Origin of the sequence: Achromobacter sp. Marseille-Q0513 (genome assembly GCF_018195695.1) — a bacterium.
GTDB lineage: Bacteria > Pseudomonadota > Gammaproteobacteria > Burkholderiales > Burkholderiaceae_B > Achromobacter.
On sequence record NZ_JAGTJY010000095.1, the window covers coordinates 1 to 23371 of the forward strand.

Here is a 23371-nt window from a genome sequence, read left to right on the forward strand (position 1 = left end):
AAATCCCCGCCCCCCCTGGCGGCCATCACGGCGGCGCGGCGCAACGACGCGCCGGCCTCGTTCGGGTCGCGCGTCGAGACGCTGCTGGCCCAACGGCACATCGCCGCGCTCACGCCCCTGCTGCAGCAGCGTCCCGGCGAATTCGCGCGCAGGCTGGACGTGACCTTGCGCCGCTCGACCGAACCGGACGCCGTGCTGGACGCATTCGAAACGGTGGCGGCGCAAGCGTCCACGCCGATCCTGCTGCAGGTGCTGGCCCAGGCCCGGGCGCCCCGCCCCCTGCCCTTGCGGGCCTTCACGCCCAAGGGCGCACTGGCCAAGGTCTACGGCATCCAGGATCGCCGCGAGCCGCTGGCGCCCGAAGTGCTGGCGCGCGCCGCCCGGATCTGCCAGGACGCGCTCATCAAGCGCTTCGCCTCGCTGCCGCCGCTGGGCCGCAGCTTCGTCGACCCCGCGCTGCGCGACTACATCGTGCCGCTGGCGCAGCGCGCCGCATCGAAGTCATTGCGCACGCTGGTGCGCGGCAGTCGCCTGCCGCTGCCGGACACGCGCTTCATCCGCCTGTTCCTGTGGTGGAAGAACGGCCGCGCGCGCACGGACATCGACCTGTCCGCCGCCTTCTTCGACGCCAATTTCGTGTTCATGCAGACGGTCGCGTACTACAACCTGAAGGGCTTCGGCGGCTACCACAGCGGCGACATCGTCGACGCCCCGCAAGGCGCCTCGGAGTTCATCGACCTTGACATCGACGCCCTCGTCGAGAAAGGCATCCGCTACGTCGTCACGTCCATCAACTCCTACACTCAGCAACCGTATTGCGACCTGCCCGAGTGCTTCGCCGGCTGGATGGCCCGCGCCGATTTGGCCTCGGGCGAAGTGTACGAGCCACGCACGGTGGTCGACCGGATCGACATCGCGTCGGACACGCAGATCTGCCTGCCCTTCGTGATGGACCTGCATGAACGGCGCGTGATCTGGGCCGACCTGGGACTGACGTCCACGCCTCGCTGGAACAATGTGCGGAACAATCTGAGCGGGGTGTCCCTGATGCTGCGGGCATTGGTGCATACGCCTCGGCCGGATCTGGAGACGTTGTTTGACCTGCACGCGCGGGCGCGGGGAGAACGGATGGAGACGCCGCAGCAGGCCGAGACAGTATTTGCGCCTCACCAGGGGATTACGCCGTTCGATGTGGACGTGATTCGGTCACGGTTTCTTTGACGCGGGCATACCCAGTCAATTCAGCTCTCTTGCAGCCGATGGCTGATCGCCCTTAACCGTCCCGCGCGAGTAACCGGATTGCGGCAACAGCGCAGGCGCCGTGTTGGGCGGCGCGCACGATCCCGCTGGCCCGCCATCCGGCTCGAAGGGAATGCCATAGACCCGAAAGGTATAGGTAAGGATCGCAAAGACAGCGAATGACACGACACCCAGGCCGAGCAGCATGAGCCGCGGCTCCGTCAGGTGTTCCAACTTCACGGCGAATAGCCATTCACTGACTTTTGCCAGCGAGAAGCCGCCCGCAAACGCGGCAAACAACCTCGCCACGCGGTTGAAATTTCTCTCATCTTCGGCGGTATAGGGCGCGACCAGAATGGCGCTGCCCCATCCCAACACCGCGCCGACAGCCAACACCATCCAGGCCTGGCCAGGCCGCACTGTCGAGCAACAGCTCACGGTGCCGTAGAAAGCCGCCCAGACCAGCAATGCGCCGATAGGAGGGGACAACGCCAGAGTGACCCAGTAGGGTCCGAGCCATCGTTCAAGCCAGAACTTCTTCGGAATCTCCGACGTGCCCATATCCCATCTCCTCAGCTGTGGATTCGAAGAAACGATGCGATCGAAAACTCACGCCCGCGATTAACGCGAGGCGCCAATCTGCAATACCGAAAAATCGCGCTGCATGTAGCGATTCATCACCTGGGAAAAAATCGGATTCCCCGCATTCTCCGCCTTGGCGCCCGTCACGCTGACGACCGCCGCGCACAGCTTGTCCGACGGAACAGCGCGTCCGGACACCTCGGCAGTCACCACGCCCGCCATGTCCTGCTTCCATGCGGCGCCGATGCCCTCCACCGCCTGCTTGGCGATGGCGCAATCCGCATAGGACAGCGACATCACGACCGAGGGCGCATTGTTGACCTGCGCGTCCGCGATGATGCCGGCGAAGTATGGCGGAATGCCGCGTCCGCTCGATTCAGCCAGGGCCTTGAGCTTCCGCGCGGCGGAGTCCGTGTCTCCCGGCGCGGAAGACAACACCTTCACCGGATCGACCGCCGCAAGCCCCAGAACTGGCGAGATGATTGCCGCCTGCACGATACGGCCGCCGCCCGCGGGCACGGCTACCTTCAAGCCGTTCAGCGCGGCGGCAACGATGCCGCTGTCCGCCACGGACGGCGCGGGCTTGGCCAGGGCCGCCATGCCGCTTGGCGCCGACGCCTGGACCAGCGCCGTGTCCAGAGGCAGGACAAAGCTCGCCTTGCCCATGTCCCCTCTCCACGGATCGCGGCCGCTGGCCTTCGTCATGTCCATCTTGTTGGCCTCGCCATTGGCGATCAAGCCCGGCACACCGCCACCGACTTCGGTGAAATCGGCCTGCTTCAGGCTGGCCGCCAGCTTTGCCGCCGATTGCTTGTCCTTGAGCCCCCAGTAGGTGACATCGCCCGGCGCCTGACCGAACGCGGCGAAATACGAAAGCGTGTCGAACGGGATCTTGGCGTTCGTCGACCATTGGTCCAGGCCATAGCCGACGGATTGCAGCGGACGGATCCATTGCGCCAGGGCCAGCCGGCGCATGCCGTCAGGCGTCGAGCCGGACGGCTCCAGCGCGCGCCACGCCTGCACATCAATGAAGTACAGCTGCATGGCTTCCGGGACGGTCAGCACCTGTTCCGGAACCTGCTTCAAGGCTTGCTGCAAGGTTTGCGTGCTGTCCTGGGCCTGGGCCAGGGTCGTGAATCCAGTCATCAAACACAGTGCGAGGGCCTTCAAGCGCATCGGGGGATCTCCTGTTTGGGGTGCTTTCAGCGGTTGCGCGATGACTGTCCGCGTGTGGTACAGCCGAGGAAATAGCGCGGTCGGGGGAGTATATCAATGCGAAAAAAGGCTGAAGAAAGCCCGCAGTTGCACCGGCTTGAGGGTGCTTCAATATCGATGGATTCGAAAGAACCACGAGGCCCGGCACAGTGTTGCGCCCCGGTGCCATCAATACGCCACAACATCGTTTCGACGGATGGCGATAGTCCCAGACAGACGCCAACCCACTCCCTATATCATGGCGGACGTGTCAGCGAGATCTTGGTTCGGAGCAACAGCAGCGTCTAAATCAGGGGCTGCAAACTAAGTGCTTCAAATCAAGATTTGAAATGAACAAAAAAGGAAAAATCAATGACCAACAGGATTGCGCTCATACTCGCCCCCGGCTTTGCTGACTGGGAATATGCATTGATTGCAGGCACCGGCGGCCCCTTCTATGGGCTGGAGGTGGATTTTTTTGCATCTGCGCAGGGGAAGTTTCGCTCGCAGGGAGGCTTGGTCGTCGAGGTATCAAGAAGCATCGCGGAACTGACCGAATGGCATCCTGATGTTCTGGCGGTCATCGGCGGAACCATTTGGGAAACTGAAAATGCGCCGGATATCAGCTGGCTGCTCAAGGAACATCACGATCGTGGCGCAACGCTTGCGGGTATTTGTGGCGGGACGTTGGCGCTCGCACGCGCCGGTCTCCTGAACGACAGAGCTCATACCTCGAACGATCTCGGATTCTTGGAGCGAAACGTCAAAGACTATGCCGGCGGACATTGCTTCGTGCCCAGCGCCTGCGCGATATCGGACTCCCGTGTCATTACGGCCCCTGGCACTGCTCCAGTGAGCTTTGCCGCTGAGGTTTTCCGCGCGGCCGGAATGGAAGAAACGACAACCAGGCAGTTTAGAACCATGCTGGCTGCTGAGCATGGAAGCTACCCCTCAGTGAGCAAGTAGCCCATTGCGCTGCAGGCACGCTTCGTGGAGCGGTATCGCCAGCGGCGCTTGTTTTGCCGATGAATCTTGCCTGCCGTCTTGAGCGTGCCAACGAGAATTGCAGCGAACCGGGAGCGTCCTGGCGAGAGAATAGGCCAGGCATTCGACGCATAGACGTTGACGCCAACTGACCGGCCCCTCACGCCCGAATGAAATCCACCAAGGCCCGCAGCGCCGCGGGCAGGTGCCGCCGCCCGGAGTAGTAGAGAAAGAACCGGCCCGGCGGCGCAACGTAGTCCGCCAGCATCGCCACCAGCCGGCCCGCGGCCAGATCCTCGCGGACCATGGCCTCATAGACGTAGGCCACGCCTGCCCCGTCGCACGCGGCCTGGATCATCGGCACGTCGTCATCGAACACCAGAGGGCCGTTGACCTCGATGGCCAGCGGTTCGCCCTTCACCTGGAACTCCCAGGCGTAGCGGTGGCCGCTGGGAAAACGGCGACCAATGCAGGCATGACCGGGCAGCTCGCGCGGCGTCCGTGGCCTGCCGCGCAAGGCGAGATAGGACGGCGCGGCCACGCATGCGAAACGCTGCGGCGGCCCGACAGGCACAGCCACCATGCCCCCGGCCAGGCTCTCGCCGTAGCGGATACCCGCATCGAAGCCATCTCCAACGATGTCGGCCAGGCCATCATCGGTCACGACATCCACCTGCGCACGCGGATACTTCGCCACGAATCCCGCCAGCATCGGCGCCAGCACCAGCCGCGCCGCCGGGCGCGGCACATTCAGGCGCAGCGTGCCGGTTGGCTCGGCCTGCAAGGCGGTCATGTCCTCCAGCGCGTCAGCGACTTCCCGCAAGGCGGGATCGAGTCGATCCAGTAAACGCTGGCCCGCCTCGGTCGGTGTCACGCTGCGCGTGGTGCGGTGTAGAAGGCGCACGCCCAGCCGCTCTTCCAGACCGCGCATGGCGTGGCTCAAGGCCGAAGCGGACACGCCGCGCTCAGCCGCCGCCTTGCGGAAGCTGCGATGCCGCGCCACTGCCGCGAAGGCATCCAGTTCATGCAGGTCAGGCGTCATATTGATGAATTTGATTCAGTAGTTAATCAAGCATAACGCGGCTTATCAATTCCTATCCCCGGCGCGACACTGACGCTTTCTCAATGACCACAAGGTTTGACCATGCAGCAGCAACGACTCGGCAACGCCGACTTCACGATTTCGCCCATCGGGCTGGGCACCTGGGCCATCGCCGGACCAGGCTGGGAATTTGGCTGGGGCGCGCAGGACGACGCCCAGAGCCTGGCCGCACTGGAATACGCGGTGGAGCGCGGCGTGAACTGGATCGACACCGCCGCCGTCTATGGCCTGGGCCATGCCGAGGAAATCGTCGGCCAGCTCCTGCGCCGCGTGCCGGCCTCGCGCCGTCCGCTGGTGTTCACCAAGGGCAGTCTGGTCTGGGATCACGCGACTCGGCAGATCTCGCACTGCCTGGCGCCGGACTCGCTGGCGCGGGAGATCGACGCCAGCCTGCGCCGCCTCCAGGTCGAGCGCATCGACCTGTACCAGATCCACTGGCCGGCCTTCCCCCCTGGCGGCCCGGACGAAGGCATCGAGGCTGCGCTCTCGGTGCTGGACAGGGCGCGCCAACAGGGAAAGATCCGCGCCATCGGTGTCTCGAACTTTGACGTGGCCCAACTCAGGCGCGCCCAGGCGGTGACGGAGATCGCCTCGCTACAGCCGCCCTACTCGGCGCTGATGCGCGAGGTCGAGGCCGACATCCTGCCGTTCTGCGAGCAGGCCGGCATCGGCGTCATTGCCTATTCCACACTGCAATCGGGCCTGTTGACCGGCGCGATGACGCGCGAACGCATCGCCGGCCTGCCGGACGACGACTGGCGCAAGACCCGCAGTCCGGACTTCCAGGAGCCCCGCCTGACCAAGAACCTCGCCCTGGTCGAAGCCTTGCGCCGCATCGGGCAGCGCCACGGGCTGACGCCGGCGGCGGTGGCCATCGCCTGGGTGCTGCGGCAACCCGCCGTGACCGGCGCCATCGTCGGCGCGCGACGGCCGGAGCAGGTCGATGGGCTGCTGGGTGCGGCGCAATTGCGGTTGAGTGCGGATGAGCTGGCGGAGATCGCGCCCTTGCTGCCTGAGGGCATGGGTACTAATGTGCCGGAGGCGGCAGCTTCGTGAGTGGCGATCGAACCCTCGGTCCGCAGTCGTGGTGACAGCCACGACAATGCCTTAGCCGAGACAATCAACGGTCTGTACAAAGCCGAACTGATCCACCGTCGTCTGCCCTGGAAAAACCGGAAATCCGTCAAGCTGGCCACCCTGGACTGGGTCACCTGGTTCAACCATAAGCGCCTGCATTCACCAATCGGTTATATTCCGCCCGCCGAGGCTGAGGCAAACTACTACAACCAACTCGGCAGAACCGCCGACCAGGCCGTTTTACGACAGCCGCTGCGATACCCGGCGCGGTTCAGTAGCCCCAAGCCTCATGTCGGACCGGCAAGGCATTCAATTCACGCCGGCGATCCTCCCACTCCGGTAGAAACGTCCGCATCAGCGCCTTGAAGTGCTCGTTGTGGGTGGGTTCCAGCAAATGGACTAGTTCATGGATGACGATGTACTCCAAGCAGCCCGGAGGCTTCTTGGCCAGTTCGGTATTGAGGCGGATCGAGCGCCTAGTCGGCGAACAGCTCCCCCATTTCGTCTTCATATGCTGGACGTGAAGGCGCGGCGCATCCAGTCCAAGAGTACGGCACCACCTCTCAACCAATAAACTGGCGCGCTCGCGCACCTGATCACGATACCAGCGCGAAAGCACGGCCTCCCGCACCGCCAGGCCAGCACCTTGTTTTACAGCCAACACCAGAGTACGGTGTCGGAGCGTCACCGTCGGTGCACCATCGGTCTCCACCAGCTTGAGCAAGTAGCGGCGGCCCCAGACGTAGTGACTCTCGCGCTCCATGTACTCGCGTGATGGCTCGCGCTCCTGCTCAGCCATGCTCTGGCGCTGGCTCTTGATCCAGGCCAGCTTGGACAGGGCGAACACACGAACCGTGTCGAGCGCCATATGCGTCGGGGCGGAAATGCGCACACGTCCATTCGGCGGCAATACCGTCAGATGGACGTTGCGGATGTCCTTGAAGATCACCTCCGCCTCGATGCCCCCAAGCGCGATGCGAGCCAGCATTAGTACTCGCCTCGGGCCTTGAGGATCAAGAAGATGCGCTCCACCTGCTCCGCATCTTGCAGCAACTCATACAGCGCTGCCTTGATGATGTTCTCTTTCGCCGGATTGCCTCGCCAACTGTCCGGCCTTATCGCCTTGACGGTCTTGTCGATGAGTAGCGCCAACGCAAGCGCTGGACTCCGGACGTCTACGTCACCGTAGAGCAGCGTCGGCTCGGCAACGTGGCTTGCCGGTCGCGCCTCAAGCCAAGGCAGCAGGTTGTTATAAAGCGCGCGGCGCCCTGGCGTGGTCAACTCGATCGGCGCATCCTCTGCGCGGCCCGCTTCCACATCCTTCACCAGTCGCGCAATGCGCAGCAAGTACTGTTCGTACTCTTCCGCCTTCTCCTTGCGCAGCTTAATGATACCGTCCAGCAGCGCCGACATGCGCTCGTAGAACGCCGGATCGTTCAAGTGCTCCTTGACGATCTTGCTGCGCACGTTATTCTCGATCGTCTCGGCGATCGCATCGCGGTTGCCTTTGAGCTCACCGAGCTTCGCGGCGATGGCATCGGCAATGCCCGTCTTGACGATCAAGTCCAGCAGGCTGACTCCCTCGAACGGCGAGATCTGCCGTGGCTCGTCGGCCTCAATGTAGGTGTCGATCAGGTGCCGCATGTCGGCCTCGTAGGGCTTCAGGTCCAGCGTCTCGCCGCTGGCCTTGCGCACGATCTCACGCAGCTTTACATAGTAGTCAAGCAACCCCCGCAGGCGTGCACCGTCAGCCTCGGCGTAGCCAGCCGCCGCCAATTCGTCGGCCACGTTGGCCCAAGCGCGCAACAGCGCGACCACGCCCTTGTAGAGCATCACACGCTGCGGTTCGCGGGCGGCCAGATCGCTGACGATCTCGGTGTTGCCGCAAAAGTAGCGGATGTGCTCCAGCTCACCACGGGGAACCACCACCGGCTCGCACAGCAGCGCCAGCGCCTCTAGCGCATCGTCTAGACGCTTGCGGCCGATCTCCAACCGGTTCTGCATCAGCACGTCAGAGTCGGCGCCGCCCGTGCTGTGGTCCAGCTCCGAGGTGTAGACGGCAATCGCTTTCTCCACCTTCTTGAACAGGTCCTTGTAGTCGACGATGTAGCCGAAATCCTTGTCATCACCGTCCAGGCGATTGGTGCGGCAGATGGCCTGAAACAGGCCATGGTCCTGCATCGATTTGTCGATGTACAGGTAGGTGCACGGCGGCGCGTCGAAGCCCGTAAGCAGTTTGTCCACCACCACCAGCAGCTTCATATTCGCCGGCTCGCTGGCAAACAGCGCCTTCGCCCATTCCTCGTAGGTCTCGGTAGGGCTCATGCCCGGTTTGGCTTGCACGCCCTTGAGCAGCTCTGTGTACGTATTGAAGATGAACTGCTTGTCGCTCTCGGTATTGGCGCCGACCTCCTCGGTCGTCACGTCCTTGGCCTGCGGGTTGTACGAGGTGACGGTGGCGCACCGGCCTTTGAACGGCGTTTTTTGCAGCAGCGCGAAGTACTTGCAGGCTTCAAAGATGCTCGAGGCGACCAGGATAGCGTTGCCCCGCTCGGTCGACAACCGCGGCTTCACGCTGAAGTCGAACACGATGTCGGCCACCACGCGCTCCATGCGCGAGCGCGAGCTCAGTACCTGCTGCATGGTGCCCCACTTGGCTTTCAGCTCCTGCCTCTGCCAGGCATTCAGACCGCGCGTCTTGGCCTCGAACCAGGCGTCGATCTTCGCCGGCGAGCCCAGCCGCTGATCGATGTCGCGGGCCTCGTACACCAGGTCCAGCACTACCTCGTCTTCCACCGCCTCGCCGAATTTGTAGGTGTGGATGTAGTCCCCGAACACCTCCAGGCTGGACTGCTTGTCTGCCTTGAGCAGCGGCGTCCCGGTGAAGCCGATAAATACAGCCTCGGGCAGCAATGCCTTCATCACTCGGTGCAGCCGGCCGCTTTGCGTGCGGTGGCATTCATCGACGAACACGAACAGCTCGCCCACGGCCGTCGCCGGCTGCGTCTGGAGCTCTTCCAGAAAGGCCTCGAACTCCTTCTTATCGCGGCCACGCGTCTCCACGCCAAACTTGTGCACAAGCGAGCACAGCAGCCGTGGCGCGGGCTGCGCCAGCTGCATCATCAGGTCGCGGCCGCTGCGGCTGCGGCGCAGCTTCTCGCCTGCATCAGTGAACACGCGCTGGATCTGCTTGTCCAGCTCGTCGCGGTCGGTAACGATCACCACGCGCGCCTGCGGCCGGCTCTCCAGAATCCAGCGCGCCAGCAGCACCATCACGATGCTCTTGCCGCTGCCCTGCGTGTGCCACAGGATGCCACCCTTGCGCTGCGCCACATGCGCTCGGGCCGCCTGAATGCCAAAGTACTGGTGCACGCGTGGCAGCTTCTTGACGCCGCCGTCAAACAGCACGAAGTCGTGCATCAGCTCGATCAGCCGCGCCTTGTCGCACATCTTCAGCAGGTACTTGTCGAGCTTGAAGCGGCTGTCGTCGGCCTCGTCTTCTTTCCATTTCAGGAACATCTTCTCGGGCGTACCGATCGTGCCGTAGCGCAACCCTTCGGAATCGTTGCCGGCAAAGACAAACTGCACCGTGCTGAAGAAGGCCTCGTGGAACATTGGCTGCTGGTTCGACAGGCACTGGCGGATGCCGTCGCCCACCGACACCCTGCTGTTCTTCAACTCGATCACGCCGATGGCGATGCCGTTGACGTACAGCACCAGGTCGGGCCGCCGCGTGCGGTCGCCTTTCAGTGTTACTTCCTCTGCGATGGCGAAGTCGTTGGCCTCCGGATGCTGCCAATCGATCAGCTCGACGGTCTGCGTCTTGGTGCCCGCGGCGAGCAGCACCTGCACGCCGTAACGCAGCATGCCGTACACGGCCTGATTGTTCGCATAGAGCGTGCGATGGTGATTTCCGGCCTCACTGCGCAAACGCAGCAGTGCAGCACTGATCTGCGTGGGCGTGACGCCCCGCTTGGCAAGCCAAGAGGTGAGAAGGCTCTCTTCGATGTTGGCGTTACACTCGCGGTCCGACCAGTCGCCCAGATAGCGCCAATCGAGTTCGTCGCGGAACAGCGCGAGTACACGGTCCTGAGTGGCGCGTTCGGGTTGTCCTATCGAGGACATGGGGCGACTCCTCCTGGGGTTGTAAGACGGTCAGCTAGCGAACAGCGTCTGGCACTCGGTGATAGCAGTGGCGATGCGCTCGTCGGAGAACAGCTCGCGCGACAGTTTGGGCAACCATTCCGGATGCGCGGCGATGACGCGTTTAACGCCGTGCACGTCGGCCGGCTCGCTATTAGCCGTCAAGTCCACCATCGCCATATCGACGGTCGCTAGCAGTTCCAGTTCGTCGGTCTTGCGATAGTGGAATCGCTCCAGCCATTCCAGCGTTGCCGCGCCATACCACTGCTCGAAGTAGCACTGCGCCTGCTCGATCTTGTCGCCAGCGACGAAACCTTCGTACTTCTCATTGCGCAGCGCCCGCACATAGCCATTCTTCAACGCGATCTGCTCCGGGCCCTTGTACTTGGTGTTCGGATCATATGGACCGGCGGCCTTCTTCAAATAGCCCTCGGCCCGGCCGTCGGCATGGCGGTGCAGCAGGTAGGTCAGCTTCACGCGGCGCTTGCGCGGCAGGGGAAACTGCTCACTGCCGAAATGTTTGGCCAGCATGCCGATCACAACAGCTTCGTTGATCTGCCAGTTGTGCGCGGGTTGGCCGGATGGCATATTGGCTATTGGCTTGGTGGGCAACGGAATGATGTTCGAGGCAGGTTTGACCAGACGAATACGGCCGGTGAGCAGCGCTTGCATCATGCCTTGCTTTACGCCGCACGCCTTCCAAAGACGCTTCTCGACTAGAGCAATGTCTGAGTCCATGTCTGCTAAGACTGACGCGATTGCCTTCTGTTCGTCCTCCGTTGGAGGAAGCTGAAAACTGAAACCAACAAAGTCCTTCTGGTACAAATGACTAATCGTCGATCCTGCCGCCAACTGATCAAGGAATTCGATGAAAATACTGGAGCAAAGCAAATAGTAGAAAAAACCGGGATGAAAGGCCTTACCCAATGGCCGGACAACAAAGATGCCACTATTAAGCGTAGCTGGTTTGGGCAGCGAGGTAACGATTCCTACCTTGCCGATAGTCCCATCCTTCGTCACCAAGACATCATCGATCGTCAACTGAATATTCGGATCTTGCTTATACCGCGTGGCTTCGACATGACTGCATTCATCCCAATCAATTGCTCCACCTCGAAGCTCGGTTCCCGTGACCAAATAGAAGTCACCTACCGACAGATACTCCTTGGTCGTCAACCCTTGCCACCCGATTCTTGCCTTCAGGATTGCGGATTGGCCCAGCACCTTTGATTCCCACTTACCACTGAACCCCGGCAAGCGCTTCTTGCCGGTGAGCAGTTCCTGCATGGAGCCTTGTTTGATCTGGCACTTCTTGGCCAGCAGCAGCTCCAGGGATTCGATCAGGGCATCCGCATCAGCGAGCGCTTCGGCGATGGCTCGTTGTTCTTCGATCCGTGGAATGGCCAGCACAAAGTCTCGCACATCTTTGCTCGTGATGTTTGGATCCTTTCGACTACTACTGGCCACGGAGCGCCAGTGGTCGGCGCGGTGATTTAGCACTCGAAGCAAATAACGCGAGTCGACACTGCCGTTGCGTGGACGGATGGCTGTAAGCGCTTGATTGACCGCTGCGGGAAGACTAAGACGACCGGTACGACCAATTTGATTCAGACCGCCGTACATCGCGACGAGCACCGTTCCAGATGGATAGACTCGAAGGCTGGTTTCCGCCAACGCTTCGGGTGTCACTCTCTCTTCAGTAGACCGAATGTCGCTGTTGTTCAGATCCAGCGTCTTAACCCATGCAATGGTTCCGCCCTTGTAATAGCGGTCGTACGCCGAGCGCGGCGGCGTTGTACCCGAAGACGTCTCAGCCAACTCGCCGATGGAGGCGACGTGCCATTCGTGAGGAATGATTCCTATATCTGTCACCTGAAACTCTGAGCTGTCCAGGTTGTAGGTGGCACGCAATTCTCTCACCTCCATGCGAACCCCATTCTCTCCAGATGCCGCCTCACCCGTGCTTCCAGCTCCACCACGCGCTCGTTCAGCTGTGGCAACGGCGCCTCGTAGCGCTCCGCCAGTTCCTTCACTCGCACCGTCAACTGCTGGCTCAGCCTGTCCATCTCGCTGTGTAGCGCCGCATCCAGCGTAGCGAGCCATTTATCGTCCACCACCAGCATCTGCACTTCGGTCTCGGTGAGCTCCGGGTACTTCGCATACGCCGCTGCATCCAGCGCCGCATCGGCCTCCTTCATGCGCTTCTTCAACGCCGATTCTTCGGCCGCGAGCTTCAGCCAGTCGAGCAGGATACGCAGCTCTTCGGCGACTGGTTCTTCGACATCGCCGCCGGCAGCCGCCAGCGCCTCTCCTGACTTACCGCCTTTGGCTGCCTTGATCTCGGCCTTCACCTCGCCTTCGATCTCGCGAAGCCGGTCCTTCACCGCCGCGACATTGATCTTGTCGAACCCCGCGAAGGCTCCGTCCTCCCCACCGTGCTCCTCCTGCAGCTCGGCAAGCCTTGCGATCACGCCTTCCAGCTCGGTCTGCAACACCAGCAGCGCGGCCTGCTCCTTCGCGAAGTAGCGCGCCACGATCAGGGGCTTGGGCACTAGGTCGCAGGCCCAGCCCTTGTCCCTGGGCTTACCTTTCTTGTCAGTCTCGATCACCCGGTAGGTCTGCGCCTTCCAGCCGTCGGCAGCGATTGCGTAGCAATCGTCCTGCATGGCCTGAGCCCAGTAGTCCATCAGGTGCTGGTAGACGGCATAGGCGTCAATAAGCGGCTGGCCGAGATAGTGGGCGAGCAGGCCTTCGGAGAGTTCGTCAATCACGCGCCGGGGCTGGGTTTCGGGCGTGTTGGGACGCAGCGCTTTCAGCGCCTGGGCCTGCGCGTCACCCCACGTGGCAAAATGCGCGCTCATGCGCGCGATGAAGCCGGCGAACTCGGGATGGCCCTGAATGGTGGACGTGATCGCCGCCATGTCGACAGCCAGATCGACGTAACCGGGGCGGTTAGGCCGGAACAGCGCGCGCTCGAGCTGCGGGCACACTGCCCAGTAGTGGCTGACCAGACTGTCGGCCGCCGTGACGTCGACTTCGGGGATACCGCCCCGCAGGTGGCCTTCGATGTCATGCCGGTCTTCGGGCAACTTGCTGTCGATGTAACGCGGCAGGTTGAGATTATGCTCGTTCTTCTCGATGTCGCGCAGGCTCACCTGCCGTGCATAGCGCGGCACGTCCTGCCGGCGTTGGAAGGTGTCGATGATGCGGTGGATGTCGCGCTCGCGCAGCCGGTTCTTGGGGCCGTCCTTTATGAAGGTTTGACTGGCATCGACCATGAAGATGCCAGTGCCGGCGGCCACACGCTCGGCCGCGCGCGACTTGTCGACGACGACAATGCAGGCCGGGATGCCTGTGCCGTAGAACAAGTTGGCCGGCAGGCCGATGATGGCTTCGAGGTAGCCCTTGCGAATAAGCGCACGCCGGATGTCGGCTTCGGCATTGCCGCGGAACAGCACGCCGTGCGGCAGGATGCAGGCCGCGCGGCCGGTGCTCTTGAGCGAGCGCACAATGTGCAGCAGATAGGCGTAGTCACCCTGCTTGGCCGGCGGCATGCCGAAGCCTTCGAAGCGCTGCCAGGGGTCGCGCAGCGGGTCGATCCCGGTGCTCCAGCGCTTATCGGAAAACGGCGGATTCGCGACCACGTAATCGAAGACCTTAAGGCTTTCGTTGCCCGTCTTGCCATCGCGGAACTTGGGGTCGGCCAGCGTGTTGCCCTGCTTAATCTCGGCCGTGGGCTGGTCGTGCAGGATCATGTTCATGCGCGCCAGGCCGCTCGTGGCTGCATCTTTCTCCTGACCGTACAGCGCCACCTTGGTCGGCGCCGCGTCAGCCACCTTCAGCAACAGTGAACCCGAGCCACAGGTCGGGTCGTACACGGTGGTCTGATGCGTGGTCGGCGCTGTGGCGATGCCCAACACCGCCGCGATGACGCGGCTCACCTCGGCCGGCGTATAGAACTGCCCCTTGCTCTTGCCACTTTCAGTGGCGAAGTGCTGCATCAGGTACTCGTAGGCGTCACCTAGGATATCGTCGCCATCGGCCCGGTTCTTCGAGAAATCGAGCGCCTTGTTCTCGAAGATCGCCACCAGGTCGGTCAGCCGGTCCACCATCTCCTTGCCGGTGCCGAGCTTGGCGGCGTCGTTGAAGTCCGGAAAGTCGGACAGCGACAGCTGCGCGTTGGCCGCCACCAACGGAGCGATGATCTTCTTGTTGATCTGGTCGCCGATATCGCTCTTGCTCTTCAGCGCCACCATGTCGGCGAAGCTGGCGCCTGGCGGGATACTAAGCGGTTGGTAAGGCTTGCCGGCATACTTGTCGCTGACATACTTAATGAACAGCAGCACCAGCACATAGTCCTTGTACTGGCTGGCGTCCATGCCGCCACGCAGCGCGTCGCAACTATGCCAGAGCGAAGAATAGAGTTCTGATTTCTTGAGAGCCATTGATTTCGCGAGTGGCGTTCAGCGTAAGACGGACAAAGCCAGTGAATGTACAGAAAAATAGCCGCTGAGGACTGCGGCTATCTTTGACAGCGGGATTACTCCCACTCAATCGTCGCAGGCGGCTTGCTCGACACGTCATACACCACCCGGTTAATTCCGCGAACCTCATTGATAATCCGCGAAGAAACCCGAGCCAGCAGCGGATGCGGCAGCGGCGCCCAGTCGGCCGTCATGAAGTCAAACGTCTGCACCGCGCGCAGCGCGACGACATACTCATACGTCCGACCATCGCCCATCACCCCCACCGACTTCACCGGCAGGAACACGGCGAACGCCTGCGACGTCAGCTCGTACCAGGTCAGGCCGCTGGCCTCGTCCTTGGTATTGCGCAGCTCTTCGATGAAGATCGCATCGGCGCGACGCAGCAGTTCGGCGTACTCGTGCTTGACCTCGCCCAGGATCCGCACGCCCAGGCCGGGGCCGGGGAACGGGTGGCGGTAGACCATCTGCGGCGGCAGGCCCAGGGCCACGCCCAGTTCGCGGACTTCGTCCTTGAACAGTTCGCGCAGCGGCTCCAGCAGCTTCAGGTTCAGCGTGTCGGGCAGGCCGCCGACGTTGTGGTGCGACTTGATCGAAGTGGCCTTGCCGGTCTTGGCGCCGGCCGATTCGATGACGTCGGGGTAAATGGTGCCCTGGGCCAGCCACTTGGCGCTCTTCTGCTTGCCGGCCTGGTCCTGGAACACTTCCACGAATTCGCGGCCGATGATCTTGCGCTTGGCTTCGGGATCGGCCACGCCAGACAGCTTGCCCATGAACTGGGCAGTCGCGTCGATGTGGATGATCTTGACGCCCATGTTCTCGGCGAAGGTCTGCATGACCTGCTTGCCTTCGTCCAGGCGCAGCAGGCCGTGGTCGACGAAGACGCAGGTGAGCTTGTCGCCGATGGCCTTGTGGATCAGGGCCGCGGCCACCGAGGAATCCACGCCGCCGGACAGGCCCAGGATGACTTCGTCGTCGCCGACCTGCTCGCGGATGCGGGCCACGGCTTCAGCCACGTAGTCGGGCATGTTCCAGTCGCCCTGGCAGCCGCAGATCTCGTTGACGAAGCGCGACAGCATGGCCTTGCCCTGCACGGTGTGCGTGACTTCGGGGTGGAACTGCACGGCGTAGAACTTGCGGTCTTCGTCGGCCATGCCGGCGATCGGGCAGGACGGCGTGGACGCCATCAGCTTGAAGCCCGGCGGCAGCGCGGTGACCTTGTCGCCGTGGCTCATCCAGACCTTGAGCATGCCGTGGCCTTCGTCCGTCGTGAAGTCGGCCAGGCCGTCGAGCAGCTTGGTGTGGCCGTGCGCGCGGACTTCGGCGTAGCCGAATTCACGGTGGTCGGAGAAGCTGACGACACCGCCCAGCTGCTGCGCCATGGACTGCATGCCGTAGCAGATGCCCAGCACCGGCACGCCCAGCTCGAACACGGCGTGCGGCACGCGCATGGAGCCTTCTTCGTAGGCCGAGGCGTGGCTGCCGGACAGGATGATGCCCTTCAGGCCCTGGGCCAGCTGTTCGCGCACGAAGGCGTCGTCGACGTCGCCCGGGTGGACTTCGGAATAGACGCCAGCTTCGCGGACGCGACGGGCGATCAGTTGGGTGACTTGCGAACCGTAGTCCAGGATGAGGATGCGCTGGTGCATGAGACTCTACCTATTGGAAATAAAACCGCACCGGCAGAACCGCTGACTGATTTTGCGATTCTGCCGGTGCGCGATGCCTGACATTGTAGTTGACTGTGCGGATCAGTCGGCGCGGTAGTTGGGCGCTTCCTTGGTGATCTGCACGTCGTGCACGTGCGACTCGCGCACGCCCGCGGAGGTGATCTCCACGAATTCGGTCTTGGTGCGCATGTCGTCGATGGTGGCGCAGCCGCAGTAGCCCATCGAGGCGCGGATGCCGCCGACCAGCTGGTAAATGATGGCCAGCACGCTGCCCTTGTAGGGGACGCGGCCTTCGATGCCTTCGGGGACCAGCTTGTCGGCGTTGTTGGCCGGGTCCTGGAAGTATCGGTCGGCCGAGCCTTCCGTCATGGCGCCCAGGCTGCCCATGCCGCGGTACGACTTGTACGAACGGCCCTGGAACAGCACGACTTCGCCGGGGGACTCTTCCGTGCCGGCGAACATGCCGCCCATCATGCAGGCGGAGGCGCCGGCGGCGATGGCCTTGGCCACGTCGCCCGAGTAGCGGATGCCGCCGTCGGCGATGAGCGGCACGCCCGTGCCTTCCAGCGCCTTGGCCACGTCGGAGATCGCGGTGATCTGCGGCACGCCCACGCCCGCGACGATGCGGGTGGTGCAGATGGAGCCGGGGCCGATGCCGACCTTGACGCCGTCAGCGCCGTACTCGACCAGCGCGCGCGCGGCGGCGGCGGTGGCGATGTTGCCGCCGATGACTTCAACCTTGGGGAAATTCTGCTTGACCCAGCGCACGCCTTCCAGCACGCCACGGGAGTGACCATGCGCGGTGTCGACGATCAGCACGTCGACGCCCGCGGCGACCAGCTTCTCGACGCGCTCTTCGGTGCCGGCGCCCACGCCCACCGCCGCGCCCACGCGCAGCTGGCCCAGGGCGTCCTTGTTGGCGACCGGGTGCTCGGTGTTCTTGACGATGTCCTTGACCGTGGCCAAGCCGCGCAGCTCGAAACCGTCGTTGACGATCAGCACGCGCTCCAGGCGATGCTTGTGCATCAGGGCCTGGGCTTCGTCCAGCGTGGCGCCTTCCTTCATCGTGACCAGGCGATCCTGCGGGGTCATGATGTTGCGCAGCGGCTGGTCGAGGTTCTCTTCGAAGCGCAGGTCGCGGTTGGTGACGATGCCGACCAGCTTGCCGCCTTCGACCACCGGCAGGCCGGAGATGCCGTGCTGGCGCTGCAGCGCGATGGCGTCGCGCACCTTCATCAGCGGGGTGACGGTGACCGGATCGATCACGATGCCGAACTCGTGACGCTTGACGCGGGCCACTTCACGGGCCTGGGCGTCGGCGGACAGGTTCTTGTGGATGATCCCGATGCCACCCTCTTGCGCCATGGCGATGGCCAGGCGCGACTCCGTCACGGTGTCCATGGCGGCGGACACAAGCGGGATGTTCAGGGTGATGTTGCGAGACAGGCGCGTGGCCAGGGAAGTGTCGCGAGGCAGGACCTCGGAATACGCAGGCACCAGCAACACATCGTCGAAGGTGAGCGCTTTTTGTACGAGACGCATGGGTAACTCCGGGCGCAAAGCAAGATTATACGCCGCGCAGGCAATTTTTCTAGGTGTTCTCCCTAGGAAAATTTTGGGGGACTTTATGAATCAAGCACTTAGCGGCCGCAAAAGCGCCCTTCCCGGTTGACGGCTTCGTGGTCATCGCCCGTCGGCGCACGCCAGACCTGTCAGGCTGGTCGGGGCGTGTTTATTTAGGGACGCGCTCGTTGCCTTTCTCCAACAGAAATTCATCTGCTCCCTATTTTTTGACGCATCTGATCCTTCACATCGCAGCAGTCGCAAAAACGCTGATATCTTGCGTGCGCGGAGTCGAAAGGCCCGGTTGCACACGACACGATCCGGCAGCCGCTCCAGCGGCTCAAACCCACGGAATCTCTCCCCAAAACATGAAAAAAACTCTGATCGCCGCCGCCCTGTTCGCTGGCTTCGCCGGCGCTGCCCAGGCGGAAACGTCCGTCACCCTGTACGGCGTGATCGACACCGGACTCGGCTACAACAAGATCAGCGGCGCCGCCGACGGCTACAACGGCAGCCGGGTCGGCATGATCAACGGCATGCAGAACGGTTCGCGTTGGGGCCTGCGCGGCTCGGAAGACCTGGGCGACGGCCTGCGCGCCGTCTTCCAACTGGAGTCGGCCTTCAACTCCGGCAACGGCAAGCAAGGCGCCGGCGTGGCCGGCCAGGGCTCGCGCCTCTTCGATCGCCAGTCCACGATCGGCCTGGCCAGCGACAGCTGGGGCCGCCTGGACTTCGGCCGCCAGACCAATATCGCGTCGAAGTACTTCGAATCGATCGATCCGTTTGGCACCAACTACGGCATGGCCAGCATGGGCGTCGGCATGAGCGCGGCCAATATGCAGCGCTATGACAACATGGTCATGTACCAGACCCCGTCGTTCAGCGGCCTGCAATTCGGCGTCGGCTACTCGTTCAGCGCCAACGACGAAAGCCTGGCCCGCGGCCGCGTGAACTTCCGCACGGCGGACAACCTCCGCGCCCTGACGACCGGCGTGCGCTACGTCAACGGCCCGCTGAACGTCGCGCTGACCTACGACCAGTTGAACCCGTCGAACGCGGAAGCCAAGAACGCCGGCCAGGTCACCCCGCGCTCGTTCATGATTGGCGGTTCGTACGACTTCGAAGTGGTCAAGCTGGCCCTGGCCTATGCGCGCACCACCAACGGCTGGTTCGCCATTTCCAACCCCACTGGCGCCAGCGGGGAAATGGTCCGCGATCGCAAGGTCACCGACCTGGGCTTTGGCTCCAACGCCGCGACCAAGGACTTCAAAGCCAACTCCTACATGGTCGGCCTGTCGGCCCCGATCGGCGGCGCGTCCAGCGTGTTCACCTCCTGGCAGCACGTGTCGGCCAACGACAAGCTGACCGAGGATGACGCCACGATGAACATCTTCTCGCTGGGCTACACCTACGACCTGTCCAAGCGCACCAATCTGTACGCCTACGGTTCGTACGGCAAGAACTACGCGTTCAACGACGGCGTGAAGGCCACGGCGATCGGCGTGGGCCTGCGTCACCGCTTCTGATTCCGTGCGGGGCCTCGCCCCGCGAGCGGATGGACGGTCTCCACTCGGAGACCCACAGTTGCCTGCGGGTCGAATGCAATAGGAAAAGCCACCTCTCGGGTGGCTTTTTTTGCGTCGAACCCCCACGTGTTCCTTGCTTAATTCAGCAAGATCGCACCGCTGCCCAGCTTTCCGGCGCTGGCAGCGGACTCATAAAGCCACCGCCCAGCCTGATCCACGACGATGAGTCGGTTGCCGTCGACCAGCTTGCTCATTTATTTTCACCCGGACAATATTGACAGGCGTTTTTACCCGGAACATAATTCGCACTCAGACATGCATCCTCTTTCTCCGGACTCCCATCCATGGCCCACTCGACCGATCTCCACACCGCTTTCACCGGCCACCGCGTGCTCGCTTCGGGTGTCTTGGCCGACGTAGCACTCGCCGTCAAGCACGCCCCGCCGCCCTCTCCGTCCGCCCCCGTGCTGATCTTCAACGACAGGACCGGCCACCAGGTCGACCTGAACCTGAGCGGCACCGACGAGGAAGTCGCCGCGCGCCACGCGCCCGCGCCGGAACCGGCCGTTGCGTCCGCCAGCGACGACGCGGCACCCGAAGCTCCGCGCGGCCGTGGTCGCCCCAAGCTGGGCGTGGTGCCGCGCGAAGTGACGCTGCTGCCGCGCCATTGGGACTGGCTGGCCGCGCAGCCCGGCGGCGCGTCGGTGGCGCTGCGCAAGCTGGTCGAACAGGCGCGCCGCGACAACGAAGTCCGCGACCGCAAGCGCGAGCGGCAGGAAGCCGCCTATCTCTTCATGTGCAGCCTGGCCGGCAACCTGCCCGGATTCGAGGAGGCCACGCGCGCGCTGTACGCCGACGACCGCAAGCGCTACGCGGAACAGGTCGCGTCCTGGCCCGAGGACGTGCGCAACTATGCCTTGCGGCTGGCCTGGGAGGCGGATAACGCCGGCGCTTGACCAGCTACCGCAGCATCGGCCACAAGGTCAGCGCCAGCGCGACCCCCATGCCGATATTGAACCGGCGCAGCCGCGCGGGATTGGCCAGGAAGCCGCGCAGCGACATGCCGAACAAGGCCCATACCGACACGCTGGGCACGTTCACCAGCGCGAATACCGCGCACATCCAGGCCAGCGCGCGCAGGGGCGCGGCGGCGTCCATGTAGACCGCCACCGCCGCCAGCGCCACCATCCAGGCCTTCGGGTTGATCCACTGGAACAGCAGCGACTCGCCGAAGCGCAAGGGCCGCGCCGCGGCCGCCGGCCCCGCACCCATAGAGCGCGATTGCGCGATGCGCCAGGCCAGATACAACAGATAGGCCGCGCCGGCGAACTTCAGCGCCTGCGCCAGCGCCGGCCACGCCAGGAATAGCGCGCCCAACCCCAGCCCCACGCCCAGCAGCAGCGAGGTGAAGCCGACGGTGATGCCCAGCACCTGCGGCAGGGTCCGGCCGAAACCGAAGTTCGCGCCCGAGGCCAGCAACATCAGGTTGCTGGGACCAGGCGATATCGAGGTGACAACGGCAAAGCCCGCCAGCGCGGCCAGGCTTTCAAGGGTCAGGGGATACAGCAGGCTGGACATGTCCATGAATCTCCAATGGGTGGGCACGATGCGAGGATTGTGGCGGCGCCCAGGCTTCGCTACCATTGGCAAAATTGACATTTTTGATATCAATCCTGCCAATGAAAATCCAGGTGCTCGCGCTCGACGGCGTGTTCGATATCGGCCTGTCCGCGCTGCTGGACGTATTCACCACGGCCAACGAACTGGCGCCCATGCTGTCCGCCGCCATCACGCCCTTCGATGTCCGCCTGACCGGCATGCGGGCGCGCGTGCGCACGGCGCAGGGCATGGCCTTGCCGCTGGCGGGACGCGCGGACACCAACGCGGACTGGACCGTGGTGCCCGCGCCTGGCTGCAAGATGCCGGAAACGCTGCTGCCCGCGCTGGCCCGATCCGATGTGCGCGACGCCAGCGCGCTGCTGCGCGAGGTTGCGGACAACGGCGGCCAGATCGCGGCGGCCTGCATCGGCACCTTCGTGCTCGCCGAATCCGGTCTGCTGAGCGGCCAGCGCGCCACCACCACCTGGTGGCTGGCGCCGCTGTTCCGCCAGCGCTATCCGGATGTGCGGCTGGAAGACGACCGCATGCTGGTGCGCTCGGGCGCCCTGCTCACGGCGGGCGCGGCGCTCAGCCATGTCGACATGGCCCTGTGGCTGGTGCGCCAGGCCAGCCCCGAGCTGGCGGGGCTGGTCGCGCGCTATCTCATCGTGGACCCGCGCCCCGCGCAATCGGCCTACGCCATCCCCGACCACCTGGCCCACGCCGAGCCCATGGTCGAGGCCTTCGAGCGCTGGGCGCGCGCCCGCCTGTCGCAAGGGTTCTCGCTGGATGAGGCCGCGCTGGCGCTGCACACCAGCAAGCGCACGCTGGCGCGCCGGCTGCGCGACACGCTGGGCAAAAGCCCCTTGGCGTACTTCCAGGACCTGCGCGTGGAGCGCGCGGCGCACCTGCTCAAGACCAGCAGTCGCACGCTGGAGCAGATCGCCGCCGACGTGGGCTACGCCGACGGCGTGACGCTGCGCACGCTGTTGCGTCGCAAGCTGGGACGCGGCGTGCGCGACCTGCGCGGTGCCGGCTGAGACCTGACGCCTGACGCCATACGCCGGACGCCAGCGCCGGAGGCCAAAGGCAGCATGAGCCTCGCCACGCGCCGCACCCCAGCGCGCGCGTGCTTCAACAGCGCCCGCCTGCTACGCTATGGGCATCATCAACGCCACGCCCGCCGGCCTCTGCCATGTCCGATCCCCTCACCCGCAACCTGCTGCTCTATGACGGCGACTGCCCCTTCTGTTCGAACTACGTGCAACTGATGCAGCTGCGCAAGACCATCGGCCCGCTGGACGTGCTGAACATGCGCGAGCATCCCGAGCTGGCGGCGCATTTCCGCGCGCGGGGCCATGACCTGAACGAAGGCATGCTGCTGCAATGGGACGGCAAGATCTATTGGGGCGCGGATTGCGTCAATCGGCTGGCCCTGCTCAGCACTGGCAACGACCTGTTCAACCAGATCAACGCCGCCATCTTCCGCAAGCCCTGCCTGTCCAAGGCGCTGTATCCCTTCATGCGCGCCGGCCGCAACCTGGGGCTGACGCTGATGGGCAAAGGCAAGATGCAGTATTGATTCCCGCCTGGCGCGCTGAATTCCCACTCGGTGCGCGCCAGCCTTTCACTCCCCCCTAACCCCACCCGCCAAGATGATTTCCGTCAGAAGACTGCTGCCCGCCGAATGGGCCCTGGCTTTTCCGCTCATCGCGCAGCTGCGCAACCTGGACGAGGCGGAATTCCTGCGCCGCGCCCGCCGTCAGGCGCATGGCGGCTACGAGCTGGTCGGCGCCTACCTGAACGACGCGCTGGTCGGCGTCATGGGCATGCGGCCGGTCCATACGCTGGCGCGCGGCCCGCACTTGCATGTAGACGATCTGGTGGTGGACGCGGCCGTGCGAGGCAGCGGCGCGGGACATGCGCTGATGGCCTACGCCGAAGCGGACGCGCGTGCTCGCGAGATGAGCGCGGTGTTCCTGGACGCGCGGCCCGACGCCATTCCTTTCTACGAAAAGGAAAACTACGTGCGGCATCCTGCGCCTTCGATGAAGAAGACGCTGGCGCCCTGACGCGGCCGGCCCCGCTGCCCTGCCTGGCGGCATCCCGCGTGGCCGCCAGGAAGATCGCGGCGGCAAACAGGCGACCAGCTCCTAGTGTGCTGTCCCGTAGGTACGTCCGCCTGACGAAATTCATCCATAGACGTCA

Annotated in this window: 18 protein-coding genes and 1 pseudogene; 9 read left to right on the forward strand and 10 right to left on the reverse strand. The window is 63.7% G+C overall.

The features are described 5' to 3' along the window. Positions 1–1221 (forward strand): TerD family protein (locus KDH83_RS18480; protein WP_212318494.1); only part of this gene is annotated, 1221 nt, incomplete at its 5' end. A gap of 15 nt (positions 1222–1236) precedes the next feature. Here the strand turns inward: KDH83_RS18480 and KDH83_RS18485 are convergent. Further along, positions 1237–1800 carry a hypothetical protein gene (locus KDH83_RS18485; protein ID WP_212318495.1) on the reverse strand — a complete coding sequence of 188 codons (564 nt, stop codon included), beginning with the start codon at positions 1798–1800 and terminating at the stop codon, positions 1237–1239. A 60-nt stretch (positions 1801–1860) separates the two neighbouring features. Continuing rightward, complete coding sequence (locus KDH83_RS18490; protein WP_249205196.1) at positions 1861–2997, reverse strand: hypothetical protein; 1137 nt, start codon at positions 2995–2997, stop codon at positions 1861–1863. A 390-nt stretch (positions 2998–3387) separates the two neighbouring features. On the opposite strand from KDH83_RS18490, the gene KDH83_RS18495 reads away from it, so the two are divergent. Next, positions 3388–3981 (forward strand): DJ-1/PfpI family protein, encoded by a 594-nt coding sequence (locus KDH83_RS18495; protein WP_212318497.1) that lies wholly within the window; start codon positions 3388–3390, stop codon positions 3979–3981. 178 nt (positions 3982–4159) lie between these two features. Here KDH83_RS18495 and KDH83_RS18500 read toward each other — a convergent pair whose 3' ends face one another. Beyond that, the gene (locus KDH83_RS18500; protein ID WP_212318500.1) at positions 4160–5041 is read right to left on the reverse strand and encodes a LysR family transcriptional regulator; all 882 of its coding nucleotides are present in this window, start codon (positions 5039–5041) and stop codon (positions 4160–4162) included. A gap of 102 nt (positions 5042–5143) precedes the next feature. Between KDH83_RS18500 and KDH83_RS18505 the strand changes: the two genes are divergently transcribed. After that, positions 5144–6157 carry an aldo/keto reductase gene (locus KDH83_RS18505; RefSeq protein WP_212318502.1) on the forward strand — a complete coding sequence of 338 codons (1014 nt, stop codon included), beginning with the start codon at positions 5144–5146 and terminating at the stop codon, positions 6155–6157. A 6-nt stretch (positions 6158–6163) separates the two neighbouring features. Continuing rightward, positions 6164–6544: pseudogene (locus KDH83_RS32610) on the forward strand (integrase core domain-containing protein); the annotation flags it as partial. Here KDH83_RS32610 and KDH83_RS18515 read toward each other — a convergent pair. From KDH83_RS18515 to guaB, 6 genes are all read right to left on the reverse strand, one after another. After that, entirely contained in the window at positions 6450–7166 is a 717-nt protein-coding gene (locus KDH83_RS18515) for a SprT family zinc-dependent metalloprotease (protein ID WP_212318505.1), read from the reverse strand. The pseudogene KDH83_RS32610 and the gene KDH83_RS18515 overlap by 95 nt on opposite strands. After that, complete coding sequence (locus tag KDH83_RS18520) at positions 7166–10303, reverse strand: HsdR family type I site-specific deoxyribonuclease (RefSeq protein ID WP_212318508.1); 3138 nt, start codon at positions 10301–10303, stop codon at positions 7166–7168. The genes KDH83_RS18515 and KDH83_RS18520 overlap by 1 nt, the downstream gene beginning before the upstream one ends. Before the next feature lie 30 nt (positions 10304–10333). After that, entirely contained in the window at positions 10334–12232 is a 1899-nt protein-coding gene (locus KDH83_RS18525) for a restriction endonuclease subunit S (RefSeq protein ID WP_212318510.1), read from the reverse strand. A 5-nt stretch (positions 12233–12237) separates the two neighbouring features. Next, a complete protein-coding gene (locus tag KDH83_RS18530; RefSeq protein WP_212318511.1) occupies positions 12238–14766 on the reverse strand; it encodes a class I SAM-dependent DNA methyltransferase in 2529 nt (842 codons plus the stop codon). 95 nt (positions 14767–14861) lie between these two features. Next, a complete protein-coding gene (gene guaA / locus KDH83_RS18535; RefSeq protein WP_103274871.1) occupies positions 14862–16454 on the reverse strand; it encodes a glutamine-hydrolyzing GMP synthase in 1593 nt (530 codons plus the stop codon). Positions 16455–16556: 102 nt separating this feature from the next. Next, on the reverse strand, positions 16557–18017 hold the full coding sequence (gene guaB / locus KDH83_RS18540; RefSeq protein WP_103274872.1) for an IMP dehydrogenase: 1461 nt from the start codon (positions 18015–18017) through the stop codon (positions 16557–16559). 389 nt (positions 18018–18406) lie between these two features. Here guaB and KDH83_RS18545 point away from each other — a divergent pair, with 389 nt between their 5' ends. Together KDH83_RS18545 and KDH83_RS18550 are read left to right on the forward strand one after the other, a co-directional pair. Next, a complete protein-coding gene (locus tag KDH83_RS18545; protein ID WP_212318514.1) occupies positions 18407–19564 on the forward strand; it encodes a porin in 1158 nt (385 codons plus the stop codon). A gap of 344 nt (positions 19565–19908) precedes the next feature. After that, entirely contained in the window at positions 19909–20520 is a 612-nt protein-coding gene (locus KDH83_RS18550; protein WP_212318516.1) for a DUF2239 family protein, read from the forward strand. Between the two features lie 4 nt (positions 20521–20524). Here the strand turns inward: KDH83_RS18550 and KDH83_RS18555 are convergent, their stop codons facing one another. Further along, positions 20525–21130, reverse strand: coding sequence for a LysE family translocator (locus KDH83_RS18555; RefSeq protein WP_212318530.1), 606 nt, complete (start codon positions 21128–21130; stop codon positions 20525–20527). Between the two features lie 113 nt (positions 21131–21243). On the opposite strand from KDH83_RS18555, the gene KDH83_RS18560 reads away from it, so the two are divergent. The 3 genes from KDH83_RS18560 (at position 21244) to KDH83_RS18570 (ending at position 23235) form a co-directional block, all read left to right on the forward strand. Next, positions 21244–22203 (forward strand): helix-turn-helix domain-containing protein, encoded by a 960-nt coding sequence (locus tag KDH83_RS18560; RefSeq protein ID WP_212318519.1) that lies wholly within the window; start codon positions 21244–21246, stop codon positions 22201–22203. 155 nt (positions 22204–22358) lie between these two features. Further along, on the forward strand, positions 22359–22745 hold the full coding sequence (locus KDH83_RS18565) for a DCC1-like thiol-disulfide oxidoreductase family protein (RefSeq protein WP_212318521.1): 387 nt from the start codon (positions 22359–22361) through the stop codon (positions 22743–22745). Between the two features lie 73 nt (positions 22746–22818). Beyond that, positions 22819–23235 carry a GNAT family N-acetyltransferase gene (locus KDH83_RS18570; protein WP_212318524.1) on the forward strand — a complete coding sequence of 139 codons (417 nt, stop codon included), beginning with the start codon at positions 22819–22821 and terminating at the stop codon, positions 23233–23235. The last annotated feature ends 136 nt before the right edge of the window (positions 23236–23371 follow it).

Coding starts and splice junctions, on each gene's coding strand:
- KDH83_RS18485 (WP_212318495.1), bottom strand. CDS start 1,800: ATGGGCACGTCGGAGATTCCGAAGAAGTTCTGGCTTGAACGATGGCTC.
- KDH83_RS18490 (WP_249205196.1), bottom strand. CDS start 2,997: ATGCGCTTGAAGGCCCTCGCACTGTGTTTGATGACTGGATTCACGACC.
- KDH83_RS18495 (WP_212318497.1), top strand. CDS start 3,388: ATGACCAACAGGATTGCGCTCATACTCGCCCCCGGCTTTGCTGACTGG.
- KDH83_RS18500 (WP_212318500.1), bottom strand. CDS start 5,041: ATGACGCCTGACCTGCATGAACTGGATGCCTTCGCGGCAGTGGCGCGG.
- KDH83_RS18505 (WP_212318502.1), top strand. CDS start 5,144: ATGCAGCAGCAACGACTCGGCAACGCCGACTTCACGATTTCGCCCATC.
- KDH83_RS18515 (WP_212318505.1), bottom strand. CDS start 7,166: ATGCTGGCTCGCATCGCGCTTGGGGGCATCGAGGCGGAGGTGATCTTC.
- KDH83_RS18520 (WP_212318508.1), bottom strand. CDS start 10,303: ATGTCCTCGATAGGACAACCCGAACGCGCCACTCAGGACCGTGTACTC.
- KDH83_RS18530 (WP_212318511.1), bottom strand. CDS start 14,766: ATGGCTCTCAAGAAATCAGAACTCTATTCTTCGCTCTGGCATAGTTGC.
- guaA (WP_103274871.1), bottom strand. CDS start 16,454: ATGCACCAGCGCATCCTCATCCTGGACTACGGTTCGCAAGTCACCCAA.
- guaB (WP_103274872.1), bottom strand. CDS start 18,017: ATGCGTCTCGTACAAAAAGCGCTCACCTTCGACGATGTGTTGCTGGTG.
- KDH83_RS18545 (WP_212318514.1), top strand. CDS start 18,407: ATGAAAAAAACTCTGATCGCCGCCGCCCTGTTCGCTGGCTTCGCCGGC.
- KDH83_RS18550 (WP_212318516.1), top strand. CDS start 19,909: ATGGCCCACTCGACCGATCTCCACACCGCTTTCACCGGCCACCGCGTG.
- KDH83_RS18560 (WP_212318519.1), top strand. CDS start 21,244: ATGAAAATCCAGGTGCTCGCGCTCGACGGCGTGTTCGATATCGGCCTG.
- KDH83_RS18565 (WP_212318521.1), top strand. CDS start 22,359: ATGTCCGATCCCCTCACCCGCAACCTGCTGCTCTATGACGGCGACTGC.
- KDH83_RS18570 (WP_212318524.1), top strand. CDS start 22,819: ATGATTTCCGTCAGAAGACTGCTGCCCGCCGAATGGGCCCTGGCTTTT.